12 protein-coding genes and 6 tRNA genes are annotated in these 13227 nt (G+C 42.2%); 14 read left to right on the forward strand and 4 right to left on the reverse strand.

Going from position 1 to position 13227, the window contains the following annotated elements; genetic code table 11:
- The first annotated feature begins 25 nt into the window (after positions 1-25).
- From GT1_RS14185 to GT1_RS14205, 5 genes are all read left to right on the forward strand, one after another.
- Complete coding sequence (locus GT1_RS14185) at positions 26-1309, forward strand: adenylosuccinate synthase (protein WP_188399301.1); 1284 nt, start codon at positions 26-28, stop codon at positions 1307-1309.
- 120 nt (positions 1310-1429) lie between these two features.
- A tRNA-Lys gene (locus GT1_RS14190) sits at positions 1430-1505 on the forward strand.
- A gap of 109 nt (positions 1506-1614) precedes the next feature.
- Positions 1615-1689 (forward strand) — tRNA-Glu (locus tag GT1_RS14195).
- Positions 1690-1842: 153 nt separating this feature from the next.
- Positions 1843-1918 (forward strand) — tRNA-Val (locus GT1_RS14200).
- Between the two features lie 359 nt (positions 1919-2277).
- A complete protein-coding gene (locus GT1_RS14205; protein WP_188399302.1) occupies positions 2278-3615 on the forward strand; it encodes an OFA family MFS transporter in 1338 nt (445 codons plus the stop codon).
- 40 nt (positions 3616-3655) lie between these two features.
- Here the strand turns inward: GT1_RS14205 and GT1_RS14210 are convergent, their stop codons facing one another.
- From GT1_RS14210 to GT1_RS14220, 3 genes are read right to left on the reverse strand one after another with little or no spacing between them, the layout of a single operon-like run.
- Positions 3656-4348 carry a cache domain-containing protein gene (locus GT1_RS14210; RefSeq protein ID WP_188399303.1) on the reverse strand — a complete coding sequence of 231 codons (693 nt, stop codon included), beginning with the start codon at positions 4346-4348 and terminating at the stop codon, positions 3656-3658.
- 22 nt (positions 4349-4370) lie between these two features.
- Positions 4371-5099 carry a LytTR family DNA-binding domain-containing protein gene (locus tag GT1_RS14215; RefSeq protein WP_075756437.1) on the reverse strand — a complete coding sequence of 243 codons (729 nt, stop codon included), beginning with the start codon at positions 5097-5099 and terminating at the stop codon, positions 4371-4373.
- Complete coding sequence (locus GT1_RS14220; protein ID WP_188399304.1) at positions 5074-6801, reverse strand: histidine kinase; 1728 nt, start codon at positions 6799-6801, stop codon at positions 5074-5076. Before GT1_RS14220 ends, GT1_RS14215 begins: the two co-directional genes overlap by 26 nt.
- Before the next feature lie 185 nt (positions 6802-6986).
- Between GT1_RS14220 and GT1_RS14225 the strand changes: the two genes are divergently transcribed.
- From GT1_RS14225 to GT1_RS14240, 4 genes are all read left to right on the forward strand, one after another.
- Positions 6987-7062, forward strand: a tRNA-Asp gene (locus GT1_RS14225).
- A gap of 11 nt (positions 7063-7073) precedes the next feature.
- A tRNA-Phe gene (locus GT1_RS14230) sits at positions 7074-7149 on the forward strand.
- Between the two features lie 172 nt (positions 7150-7321).
- On the forward strand, positions 7322-7972 hold the full coding sequence (locus tag GT1_RS14235) for a phosphoribosyltransferase (protein WP_075756435.1): 651 nt from the start codon (positions 7322-7324) through the stop codon (positions 7970-7972).
- 353 nt (positions 7973-8325) lie between these two features.
- Positions 8326-8952 carry a CBO0543 family protein gene (locus tag GT1_RS14240; protein ID WP_188399305.1) on the forward strand — a complete coding sequence of 209 codons (627 nt, stop codon included), beginning with the start codon at positions 8326-8328 and terminating at the stop codon, positions 8950-8952.
- A gap of 332 nt (positions 8953-9284) precedes the next feature.
- Here the strand turns inward: GT1_RS14240 and GT1_RS14245 are convergent, their stop codons facing one another.
- Entirely contained in the window at positions 9285-9548 is a 264-nt protein-coding gene (locus GT1_RS14245; protein ID WP_188399306.1) for a helix-turn-helix domain-containing protein, read from the reverse strand.
- Positions 9549-9809: 261 nt separating this feature from the next.
- Here GT1_RS14245 and GT1_RS14250 point away from each other — a divergent pair, with 261 nt between their 5' ends.
- From GT1_RS14250 to GT1_RS14270, 5 genes are all read left to right on the forward strand, one after another.
- On the forward strand, positions 9810-9986 hold the full coding sequence (locus tag GT1_RS14250; protein WP_188399307.1) for a hypothetical protein: 177 nt from the start codon (positions 9810-9812) through the stop codon (positions 9984-9986).
- 372 nt (positions 9987-10358) lie between these two features.
- Positions 10359-10433, forward strand: a tRNA-Gly gene (locus GT1_RS14255).
- Positions 10434-10643: 210 nt separating this feature from the next.
- The gene (locus tag GT1_RS14260) at positions 10644-10982 is read left to right on the forward strand and encodes a DUF5677 domain-containing protein (protein WP_188399308.1); all 339 of its coding nucleotides are present in this window, start codon (positions 10644-10646) and stop codon (positions 10980-10982) included.
- Between the two features lie 444 nt (positions 10983-11426).
- A complete protein-coding gene (rnhA, locus tag GT1_RS22290; protein ID WP_223226267.1) occupies positions 11427-12134 on the forward strand; it encodes a ribonuclease HI in 708 nt (235 codons plus the stop codon).
- Positions 12135-12259: 125 nt separating this feature from the next.
- A complete protein-coding gene (locus GT1_RS14270) occupies positions 12260-13108 on the forward strand; it encodes a DUF2971 domain-containing protein (protein WP_083945570.1) in 849 nt (282 codons plus the stop codon).
- Positions 13109-13227: the final 119 nt, after the last annotated feature.

Here is a 13227-nt window from a genome sequence, read left to right on the forward strand (position 1 = left end):
ACAAGAAAGAGAAAGGATTGATCCTATGTCTTCTGTAGTGGTTATCGGCACCCAATGGGGCGACGAAGGTAAAGGTAAAATTGTTGATTTTCTGGCCGAAAAGGCCGATGTGGTTGTTCGTTACCAGGGAGGTAACAATGCCGGTCATACCGTTGTTGTTAATGGCAATGAGTTTAAGCTGCATTTATTGCCGTCAGGCATATTATATTCCGGTAAAACCTGCGTAGTGGGCAACGGTGTGGTGGTTGACCCGGCGGTTATGCTTAAAGAACTGAAAGGGATGCAGGACAAAGGCATCGATACTTCGGCCCTTAAAGTGTCCAACCGCGCCCATGTAATCATGCCCTATCACCGTCTGCTTGACGAAGTGGAGGAAGAGTCCCGCGGCGACCGAAAAATCGGCACCACTAAGCGGGGAATCGGCCCTTGCTATATGGATAAGAATTCCCGTTCCGGCATCCGCATGGTTGATTTGATGGATGAGGAAGAATTCTGCTCTAAGTTGGAGTATAACCTGGAAGCCAAAAACCATTTGCTGAAAGCGGTTTATGGGGTAGAAGGCTTTGATTATGAAGAAGTAAAAGCAGAGTATCTGGAATATGCCCGTCAACTTAAACCCTATGTGACAGACACTGCTGCTGTGCTGCATCAGGCTATCAAAAACGATAAAAAAGTGCTGTTTGAAGGCGCGCAAGCCACCCTTCTGGATTTAGACCATGGAACTTACCCCTATGTAACCTCTTCACACCCGATTGCCGGCGGTGCCTGCATCGGTGCCGGAGTAGGGCCAACCCAAATTCATAAGGTTATTGGTGTAGTGAAAGCATACACCACCCGTGTTGGTGAAGGTCCCTTCCCGACCGAGCTTAATGATGAAGTTGGTGACACTATCCGGGAACGGGGGCATGAATATGGCACCACTACCGGACGTCCGCGCCGCTGCGGCTGGATGGATGCCTGCGTAGTGCGTTATGCCGGTTATGTGAGTGGAATCGACTATATGGCAATTACCCGTCTGGATATTCTTGATGGCTTAAAGACTCTCAAGATTTGCACCGGTTACAAATATAAAGGCGAACTCCTGAATGAATTCCCTGCCAGCCTTAAGGTGCTTGCCCAGGTTGAGCCGATCTATGAGGAACTGCCAGGCTGGGAGGAGCCGACAAGCCATGTACGAAGCTATGATGAGCTGCCGCTTAATGCCCGCCGTTATATTGAACGCCTGAGCGAGGTTGCCGATATTAAAATCGGGATCGTTTCTGTTGGCCCTGGCCGCGAGCAGACAATTATCCTTGCCGATATGTTTTAAACTATTAACAAAAAGAGATAACCTGCATTGGCGGGTTATCTCTTTTTGACTTTGCGATTTTTCCGGAAAATATTATTGACAAGCCTATATGTATCTTGTATAATTCTATCTTGTGAAGACGACCCACTAGCTCAGTCGGTAGAGCACCTGACTTTTAATCAGGGTGTCGATGGTTCGAGTCCATCGTGGGTCACCATAAGCAGCGAACCGGGTTCTCACGAGCCGATAGGCGAAATGAGAACCCGAGTGAGTCGCTTACTTCTGAGCGGTAGTGAAGAAGAGTATTCCTTGTTAGAATTGTTCATGGCCCGTTGGTCAAGCGGTTAAGACACCGCCCTTTCACGGCGGTATCAAGGGTTCGATTCCCTTACGGGTCACCATAAGCAGCGAACCAGGTTCTCACGAGCCGATAGGCGAAATGAGAACCTGAGTGATAAGCAGAGAGCCAGGTTTTGGAGAGCGAAAGCGATACCAGAACCTGTGCGAATCGCTTAGTTCTGAGCGAAAGCGAAGAACCTCCTTTTGCAAATTATGGGCGATTAGCTCAGCCGGGAGAGCGCCTGCCTTACAAGCAGGATGTCGGCAGTTCGATCCTGTCATCGCCCACCACAAAATAAGCTTTGAGTAGTCTCGAAGCTTATTTTTTTGTTTGGTAAAATATTCGATGCTGAGAAACAATGACACATCGGTTGGTAAATGGGTCATTTCGGCGCGAAGTTTATACCGTTCAGCAGGATAGTGTGGCGGGATTGTTTTGATGGTGGCTATAATAGTAATGTAAAAGAGGTCTCATTTGATAGGGTGGCAGCTTTCACGGCGCCGGAAGCATGTCGCTTAAGTAATGCGAATATTTCGTATATACTCAATTGCCACAAAACCATTTTATTGTAATACCGTCTTTGCTCCGATGTCAGCTGACAAGCAAAAGTTACTATTACCAATGGAACTATGTAAAGGAGAGAAGAACTATGGGAACAGAAAAACAAAATATTCCAAACCGATGGGTGATAGCCATCATGGGTACCTTGCTGCAGGTTGCCCTGGGAACTGTGTATGCCTGGAGCTTTTTCCAAAAGCCAGTTATGGATGCCAACAATTGGACTAACTCCGAAGCAGCTTGGGCATTTAGCCTGGCCATTTTCTCTCTCGGGCTGGCTGCAGCCTGGGGCGGCATTAATCTTCCTAAATTCGGACCGCGCAAGCTTGCCATGACAGGCGGTTTCTTATTCAGTCTCGGCTATCTGATTGCTGCCTATGCGCTTTCCATCAAAAGCCTAGGACTCCTCTATGTCGGGTATGGTGTTATTGGTGGGATTGGTTTGGGTCTTGGTTATGTAACTCCGGTAGCAACTGCTGCCAAGTGGTTTCCTGACAAAAAGGGATTTATTACCGGTATGGTAGTTATGGGCTTTGGTTTTGGCGCCCTCATTATGGCAAAAATTCTGGCTCCCATCTTTATGAGCATGACAGGTGGCAATCTTGTTCTGGTATTTTCTTATGTAGGTACGGTCATGTTCTTCATTACCTTACCGGCAGGTTACTACATGATTAATCCGCCTGCTGGTTTCGTGCCGCCAGGCTATACCCCTCCGGCCACTTCAGCGTCAGCGCAAGCTTCGCAGGATGCAATTACAGCGAGAGAATGTATTATGTCCGGTAAATTTCTGATGATGTGGACCGTTTTCTTCTTTAATATTATTGCAGGTATTATGTTTATCAGTTTCCAATCTCCTTTATTACAGGATCTTCTGAAAAAGACTATGGATCCAGCCACCCTGTCAGACCCGCAGGTGATTGCCGGGTTGGCCGCTGCCGGTGCTACCTTAATTGCCGTTAGCTCCATCTTTAACGGTGTAGGCCGTTTCTTCTGGGGCGGTTTATCCGATAAAATCGGCCGGGTTCAGACATTCCGTCTCATTCTCGGTACACAACTGCTGGTATTTATTGCTTTGCTGTTTGTTAGCAATCCTATTGTCTTTGGTGTACTTGTCTGCTATGTCCTGCTCTGCTATGGCGGCGGATTTGGTTCTATGCCTTCCTTTGTCCTTGATGTATTCGGTCAGAAGCTGATGCCGATTGTTTATGGCACCATTCTTACCGCATGGGGCTGTGGCGGTATCGTTGGTCCGCAAATCGTAGCTTTTCTGAAAGATAATTTTGCTAATCAGGCTGCCCAGTACACCTTCGTGGCGGCAGCGATACTCTTGTTCCTTGGCTTGCTCATTACCTTGGCTCTTAGCAATAAAAAGTTTGAATCAAGCGGAGCTGCCAAAATTGCAGCTACAGAAGAAATAACAGTGAAGTAAGGTAAGATATAGGATTATAAGATTAAAAAACGCCACGCAATCAGCGTGGCGTTTTTCCATGTTTAGAGTTTTTCTTCCAACAGAGCACAGGACGATTGTCAAAGCCGATTGACCAGGTATCCAACGGGATAAAGCAGGTGCCAGCCAATGCGAACAGCAAGGCAATTCGAGCAGATAATACTGCAATCGATGTAAAGCTGTGTCTAAGCTGGTCTGCCAATTTTTTCGAGACGCCGATGTAGAACATGCCAATAATGTTGCCGGAATCATCTTTAAGCGGGGCGTAGCAAGTCTGGTAGTTTTCGCCGACAACTTCCGCTTCTCCAATATAGAGATTGCCATTGGTAAGCACTGTCTCGGTAACATAGTCGGCAGCAACTGTACCGGTTGCTCTGGTGCCGTCCCGCATGATATTGGTAGCCACACGGGTATTATTTAAAAATATCGTAACCGTATCATCTGTTAAGCGGGCAATCTTGTCTACCAGCTCGGTATTGTCATTAATGCGATACTGTCCTTTGTATAATTCGCCATTTCTCACCTGCCAGGAACCGGGAAGCATATAATCGGTAATTTCCAGTGCGGTGGCAAGATCTGATTTGGATTTTTCGGCCATCGCTGTTTCAATCTGAATTTGCATATCTCTGATAATGAGAATGCTTGCCACTAAACAGACCAATAAAGCTATTCCTACAGCAAACACTGTAAGTTTAGCTTTCAGACCTAATCCCACGGCTAAACCTCCTTGCCACTATCTATTTAAGCCCAAGCGCTGTCCTAAAGGCTTTTACCCGGTTGCGGCTGACAGGCACTTCCTGTTTAGAGAAATCATTCATACGTAATAGATAGGAACCGTGAAACCAAGGGGTAATTTCCAGTATTTCATCTAAGTTAATTACATATTGACGGTGGATGCGGAAAAAGTTAGTTTCAGTCAAGAGGTTATCAAATTCCTGTAATGTTAACATTGTTGAGAACTCGTTAGTATGGGTGCGTACATAAACGTTTTTGTCTTTGACATAAATAAAAACAATATCCTTTTTATTTAGCGGCACAATTTTATCACCAGATACGACACAGACTTTTGCTGTCAGTGTCCCTTTTTCCGGAGGAGCTTTTGCAGACAGATTGCGGATTTTGGCTAATGCCTTGGCGAGTTTTTCTTGTGTAACAGGTTTGGTAATATAGGCGACAGCCGGGGTATTAAAGGCTTCGACAGCATGTTCAGGATAGGCGGTAATGAAGACTATATAGGGGGGATTCTGGAGGATGCTTAGCTTTTGCGCCATTTCCATACCAGACATACCGGGCATATTGATATCCAAAAACACCAATTGGGGCTTTCTGTCCAAAATATAAACAAGCGCATCTATGCAACTGGTAAACTTTTTACATACTTCAACATCATTCTGCTGGCTTAGCAGAAATTCAATTTCATCGCAAATAGGCAGTTCATCATCAACAATCACAGCTTTTGTTTTCATGATACACTCCTTTCTCCTGAACGGTTGATATTTGAGGCACGAAAGGAATACACAGTCTGGCTTCGGTACCAAACGGCGGCTGGGAAGTTATTGTCAGGCCATATTTTGACCCGTAGAGACTGGTTAAACGTTTATTGACATTGTTTATACCGACGCCTTCAGAATGACCGTCCTGGATTTGCTCTAACTTTTGTGCTGGAATACCAATGCCATTATCTGTAACAGAAACAATTAGCGTATCTTCTTCAATATAGGCTTCCATTGCCAGCAGGCAATGGCCTAGTTTGGGAAAGAGTCCGTGGTTTAAAGCGTTTTCTACTAACGGTTGCAGTGATAAGGCCGGTATCAAGGCTAGTGCAGCGGTGTCATCAATATTTACGGCAATATCGAGCCTGTCGCCGAAACGGGATCTGGCAATTTCGAGATAAGCCGTAATGGACGCAAGTTCATCTTCCAGTGTTATCAGCTCGTCCTGGTTGGAATAGCCCCGCAGCATCAGTGTGGCCAAACTCCCCAGCAGATTACGGGCCTTATCCGGGTCGGTGCGGCAAAAGGACATAATAATATTAATCGTATTAAAGAGAAAGTGAGGGTTAATTTGTGCCCTAAGTGCTTTGAGTTCGGCCTTTTCCCTCATTTTCCGCTGCTCATCAATTTCCGCCAGTTGAATTTGTACGGACAGCAATTTAGCAAGACCATCCGCAATGTGGATATCTAGTTCTGACACCGATTCACCACTAGTCCGAGCCAGCTCGATGGTTCCAACTATGTTATTTCCGGTAAACAACGGCACCACAACCCCGGCTTTTAACGGGCAAGCAGGATAAGGACATCCCCGGTCTGCCGGTGTATTAATAATTTTTATTGTTTTATCGGCAATGGCATCCTTTACTGCGGTAGAGAGAATGGGTTCACCCGGCCTATGGTGTTCCGCTCCTTGTCCGACAAAGGCTAACCGCTTATACCTGCCGGTAACGGATACTGCATCTGCCTCGGTCAGTTCGTAGATGATTTGCGCCGTTACGGTGGCTGAGTGGGTATTGAAACCCAGCCTAAGATAGGGGAGCGTGCGACTGGCAATTTCTAATGATAATTGCGCTGCCCGTGCTCCGTAAATATCCTGTTCTGCTGCAATCCAATTAATAATGAACAGAAACAGCCATACGCCAAGAATACTGACAAGCATAGTAAACACGGCGGCCTTAACATTGAATAACAGCATGGCGGTTGTGGTATTGGTAAGCATTGTATTAAATATAAGTTGAAGTAATTCAACAAATAGCGCAATTCCGGCTCCGGTCAGGGGCTTAATCTGGTGAAAGCTAAAGCGAAACCGCAGCAATCCGGATAATGTCCCGGCAAATATCATATAAAGGGCGGGAATTAAAGCTGCGTTTTCTACCAGAATCAGATATGTGGTGCTAATGAGACCGACACAAACTCCCGCAATCGGACCACCGGCCAGACCGGCCAATAATATACCGATCATGCGTGTCGTGACTACAGGATCGCCCCAGGGCAGGGTGCTGTAATTGCCTATAATCGACAGAAAGGAAAATAGCACAATCAAGGAGAATTGACTGGCCGGGTGGTAGGGATAATGGGTGCAACGCATAATAAAGCGGCTACGACCGGTAAGATAGGCTGTCATAGCGATAAAGGATAAAGCGCTTACTATTTCTAATAGCGTTAAAACGTCCATATTAGCCTCCGTGGCATTCTATCAAAGATATTCGTCATGATAAACTTTTTCCCTTTATCTGCTTGTTAGAATTTTACATCAAGAGCAAATGTTTTAAAAATAGAGGGGAAACCGGTAGCCAAAAGAGGGTATACAGAAGCTTGACTAATAATAGCCCATAAGATATAATGATATCTGTCAATCAAGGCCCGGTGGTGTAGTGGTTAACATGCCGCCCTGTCACGGCGGAGATCGAGGGTTCAAGTCCCTTCCGGGTCGCCACTTGTTTAAATGCCTCGGTAGCTCAGTCGGTAGAGCAGAGGACTGAAAATCCTCGTGTCGGCAGTTCGATTCTGCCCTGAGGCACCACAAAGAGACCTTGCGATTGCAAGGTCTCTTTTAATATATTTTGGCGTTTTTCACTATGCGAAGTTGTTTACAGGCATTTTGACTAAAAAAACATTTTAGTCAGATGCTTTTTTTGTATTAAAATTACGGCAGCCACAAATCCTATAATTACGAATAAGAAGGAGGGGAAGCTATGTTTGATGACCGTATTCATGCCGGAAAAATGCTGGCAGAACAATTAGCCGCACATAGTTTGAAGAAACCATATATAGTGGCAGTTCCCCGTGGTGGGATAGCGGTGGCATCACCCATTGCGGCAAAATTACAAGCTAAAATGGGTATTCTTGTTGCTAAAAAGATTGGGCATCCGCTTAACCCCAAAATAGCCATCGGTGCCATTATGCCCGATGGCAGCTTGATTCATGACAATCAATATGTTACCGGCATTGGTGTTAAGCAGGAGAATTTTGACCAACTCGTTGCCGAAGCCCGCAAGGTGTTTGAAGAACGGAGTAAAAATTACGAAGCTATGCTTATAAAAAATCATGAGGTAAAGGATCGCGATATTGTCCTTGTTGATGATGGCATTGCTACCGGCTATACTATGCTGGCTTCCGTCAAATGGCTTAAAAAATGGAACCCCACCAGCATAACGGTGGCTGTACCGGTGGCTCCCACTGATACTATCAATGGGCTGCTAAAGGAACACGTTGAGGTTGTGTGTATTGGCAAGCGGGATGTATATGCCGCAGTAGGCAGCTATTATAAAGACTTCAAAGACATGACAGACCGGGAAGCACTGGAATATCATCGTCTTGCCCCCGGTAGTATTGTCCGGGTTTAAATGAGAATGGGTAAGCAATAGAGAGTGTAGATAAAAAAACTTTTGATTTAAATGTCCCCAATTTGTAGACCGTATATCATACTGTCCAACAAATTGGGGACATTTCCTGTTAAAAGCGATATTGCAATACAAATGTAAATCCTATGTCCTAAATAGCCAAAATGGTAGAATTAAAACTTATTTATATGAATAGTTCAGTCCTAGTATTTAGATACTAAATATTGTTTATGTACAATGAGAGCATGAAGAGGTGTATCGAGCCGGTTCAGGTGTAGGACATATGCGATATGGCGTTTTTGTGAAGTTCATAAGATAGTTGAATTTTGGATGCTGAATAAAAGCGAGGGGTTAAAGTGGCCGACTACACAAATGTAATTCATAACTTACGACTAGAACAATACAGTATCGTTTATGCAGCTTGGTTAGAAAATGTGTTTACGACTCGTTGGTGGTTGCTTGTTGGCTTAGTAATCACCATGTATACTCTTTGGTGGATATTGGTTGATAAGGCAAGAATTAAGACTTTATTGCTGTATGGTTCGCTGGTAGCCGTCTCAAGAGTAATTCTGGACGTAGTTATGGCTATCAATTTAGGGCGTTGGGTTTATGCTGTTAGCTTATTTCCAATAGCACCTGACATATTTGTTCATGACTTGACTGTCACCCCTCTTACCTTTATGATGGTTTACCAATACTCGAATAGTTGGAAACAGTTTTGGATTGCTAATTTAATTGGTTCAAGTTTAATTTTTTATGGCATATTACCGCTATTTGAATATCTCGGCATATTTAAGGGCTTTCCCGGTTGGACGCTTACTAGCAGCTTCTTAGTGATATTTATTGCTGCAGGAGTAATGAGGGCAATTATGGTACTAATTGAGAATGTCGAAGATAAAGCCAAAGCGAAGGTAAAACAAGCTTCAGAACAGACTTCCTTTATTGCTAAACCTGCTATGAAGCCAGACGACAATAAGGAATAGAGGCAAACGAGGCTTCTTTTCGTTTGTATAGTTCCTTTCAGGCAATGCAAATACGACATGTGTACTAGAGCTTCATTGCACCTAATTGGTCATACAAGAAAGGTGTAGATATTACCGGAATACGGCAGCTATTGAATTATTCTGCTCCTTCAGTTACTCTCCGCTATATGGCATACTAAGGAAGAACTGGACGAGGTATATATTAACTTAATTTTTGGCGTGTAGGGCAGGCATAGAGCCTGTCTTTTTTCTTCTGGTAAACTTAAAAGCCTGATAAATACAAAAAAGTGCCAATTATGGCACCTTCGTCAATTCAAATAATATGCAGCTAATTACTTTTTTATATAAGGACTGCTTATTTCAATAGGATTAAAGAATGCTGCAATATCGATGTCCAACCCTTCGGCAATTAAGTACAGCATGTCTAGTGAGAGGGAGGTATTAGCTTGGGGAGCCTCAATTTTACTAATATGGCTCACGCTGACTTCTATTTTTTCAGCAAGTTCTTCCTGTGTTAATCCGCGAAGATTTCGGTAAAAAGCTACTTTCCTTCCAAGTTCTCTATATTTTTCTACGAACTTTTTTCGTCTACGCAAGAGCTATTCACCTCCTGCGTTCATTATAGGGGCGAAAAAATGCAATTGCACTTCATTAAAAACGCAATAATATTGCATTAATTTTGAATAATATGGTATAATATGGAGGAAGTTTTTCGGACATAGCTTGAAAGTACTTAGTGTTTTGGACAAATTTTATGAATTTATTGGTTTCAGTAGGGGTGGATAAATATAAGTGATTTACAATGCTACTCTTTTGATAATAACAATATTTAGAATATTATAAGGTGAATATAAGAAATGTATAAATCACGAGAGTATAAACAAAAAGAAATTGAACTAAGCGATAAAATTCGTGAACTATCCGAAGAATTTGACCAACTATGTAAGGAGAAAAGGGATACAACTGAAGTTCTTCAACAACTTGGAATAGCGTTGGAAGAGTTTTTGTTGTTCAGGCGGAATTTTAAAGGGTAAAAATGAGGAGATAAGGCTTATTTGATCTAGACTAAGGTTATAGAAATAACCGGATGAACCCGACTTAAATTACTTGTGTAAGATTGAATAAAAGACTGAGAATCCTTGTGTTGTGTGACTACTTAGGAATTTTTCTATGGACTCTAAAAGCCAAAGCCGGTATTAGATATACCAGTCAGGTCAAATAACAAGTTTCTATTAGTACAAAATGGAGTTACAAAATGTAATTTTAGGTCGGTATTTTTACATAGAGACCAACTTGCGTCTGGATGTTATGTATGCTATAATTTCACCAGAGAACGAGAGCATAGGCTTCTTTAGTCGTGGATAGTTTATGCTAAAGGGTGCAAAAACTCTCTATGTTTAACATGTGCGGGCGTAGCTCAGTGGTAGAGTACCGGCTTCCCAAGCCGTGGGTCGCGAGTTCGAATCTCGTTGCCCGCTCCAGTAAGATCAAGCCTTCCAGCGATTTGCTGGAAGGCTTTTTTCATTTATGGGGCAATTCGTGGGGCAATAGCAAATTTTGTTAAAGACGGAAGCGTGGGGACGGACGTTTTGCTTCTATCGTGTCAGACCCCAGTCTCCCTCCAGAAACTATAAAATCAAGTGTTGTTACGAAGCAGATTTTGCGTCCCCTTGCTTCTCCATTTCGAGTAAATGAGAGATGAGGTAAAGGCTAAAAAAGATAATGGACTGATAAGTGATATAGAACCAATCGAACAATTAGCCAAAAGGGCAAATCTCGAAATAATATATCAAAGTGTATATCGGCTTTACTTTGATGATACTCATGTATCTGTCAACTCTATTGAAAAATATATTGCTCACGAAGACTCTCCCTATTTAATCAATCTTAGGGATACTTCAGATCTTACTGAGATTCAGACATGTAATATATTAATTTTGCTTACTGCACTTTCTTTATACTTGGGTCTAATGGGGCAGGCAAATGATAGAAATGTATTTATGGTCGAACAGATATCAGAGTCATTCTAAAGGTTGCCGAGAGGTTCTTTTAAAAAGTAATACATGGTCAGCGGGATGCTTCCTGCCGACTGCTCATTTTAGCAATTGTACAATTTATCGTGTGATATCTTGCAGGAATTGTGTATTGTCTATAGAAAAACTTGGTAGAGGTGGGTAGATGAAGTACATTAAGGAATATTTCTTTTGTAGTCCCAAGCTACTAAATAACATAGATGAAATAAAAGAGATAGAAGCATGCGTATCTAACATCATGTAGCAAAGCCATTTTCAAATTTCAATTGGGGAAAAAACATTAAAACATCAAACTGTTTATAACAAAGCATCTGAAATAGAATTTACAAAATACTCATGGGAAAAGCAACCTTTATTGTATGATAATCCGAGGCTTATTGGAGACTTTCGAAAAATTATAAATTTCATTATGGATTAACACACAATTTGTTGTCCCTGGCAGTGAAAATCGCAGTTTATCGAGCGGAGTTTCTTGAGATAGCATTAGCTATACCAGCAGATAGCAATGTTAGTTTAATGGTCAGCAATGGAATTTTGTCTATTGTTATCTTTATAGCTGGAAAGTCTTTGAAAATTATTGGATACATGATTGAATCAGGGAAGGCCTACTTATCGGCTGTACAATGGCATGAGTTAGTTTATTCCGTTTATCAGTCGGAAAAATTAGGTGTGTTCGTTTTTGAAGCATTAATGATTAAGGAGTTTAGCATGGATAGAGTTGAAATATATACCGATGGTGCCTGTAGTGGCAACCCTGGCCCTGGTGGTTGGGGAGCAATACTTATATATAAAAGCATAGAAAAAGATTTGTCCGGCAATGAATCGCATACTACTAATAATCGGATGGAATTGACAGGGCCAATTAAGGCATTAGAGACATTAAAGCGGCCATGTGAAGTTGTAATATATACAGACAGTGCCTATGTGTGTAAGGCATTTACTGATAATTGGGTTAACAAATGGCAAAAGAATAACTGGCAAACTAGTAAAAAGACACCTGTTGAGAATCAAGATTTGTGGGTCAGGTTGATAGAATTATTAAATATCCATAGCGTTAGTTGGGTAAAGGTAAAAGGTCATAGCGATAATGAGAAGAATAATAGGTGTGATTTGTTAGCTAGGAATGCTATAAAAGTTCTAAAAGGTTAGATATAGCCACCTACCGGGTTTTCTGGTGGGTGGTTATTATTTTACAGTGCGGCAGGATTTTATCGGTTCATATGTAAATATATGTATTTATATTGTTTTGGCAATTAAAGTATTGGGAGGAGTCTATGATACTATATAAGTACCTTACCCCAGATAGAATAGACGTTCTTCAGAATTGTATGGTTAGATATACGCAACCTGGAGCATTTAATGATCCATTTGAAGTTAAGCCATACATTAGTAAGCTTTCCGAGGAGCAAGAAGTGTATAACGCTTTTGATGAACTTATGCCTAAAGTGCTACGAGAGAAATATGACGAACTACCGAGAGAGTTTCAAGCTATGATGTCTTTTGACATGTTTTATAAAAAAGCCCAAGAAGAACTAAGGAAAAATGCCAAAGCATTATTTCACAAAATAGTAGAGTCTAACGCCCCAATGGTTCGAAAAATGTTAGATGAAGGGTTTAACGATAAGATAGGAATTTTGTCTCTTACCGAGAAACAGGATAATCTTTTAATGTGGGCTCATTACGCTGCAAGTCACGAAGGATTTGTAATTGGTTTTGATGCAAATAATCTTTACTTTCATGAGGAGAAAGGACTGAAGGGTGAATTTCGTCATCTGCGTAAAATTGAATATCGTGAAAAACGACCGGCGTTACCCATGCTAGAAATGTCAGGTACTGATATGTTTCTGGTAAAAAGTACTCAATGGAGTTATGAGCAAGAATGGAGAATTATTCGCCCACTACAAGAAGCAAGTAAAATCATTCAGGCTTCCCCTTACTCAATCCATCTCTTTCAATTTCCCGCAAATGCAGTCAAAGAGGTTATTTTCGGCTCTAGAATGAGTGATGAGAAGAAGAAAGAGATTACATCAATCTTGTCAGATTCTTTTCGTCATGTACAGATTAAGCAAGCCGAGCCTGATGAAATTGAATTCAATCTGAAGATGTTGTATATAACGCGGTAGCTTATATGCGTGTCAGGGCTGTATGGCCGAACAGAAGAATCTTCTTACCAACTCGCCGATAAGGAACTTTTATTGGTCAAACAGAGGCTCTAAAGGATGAATCGCTAACCCTGGACTCG

This window comes from Sporomusa sp. GT1 (assembly GCF_014634905.1).
Classification (GTDB): domain Bacteria; phylum Bacillota; class Negativicutes; order Sporomusales; family Sporomusaceae; genus Sporomusa; species Sporomusa sphaeroides.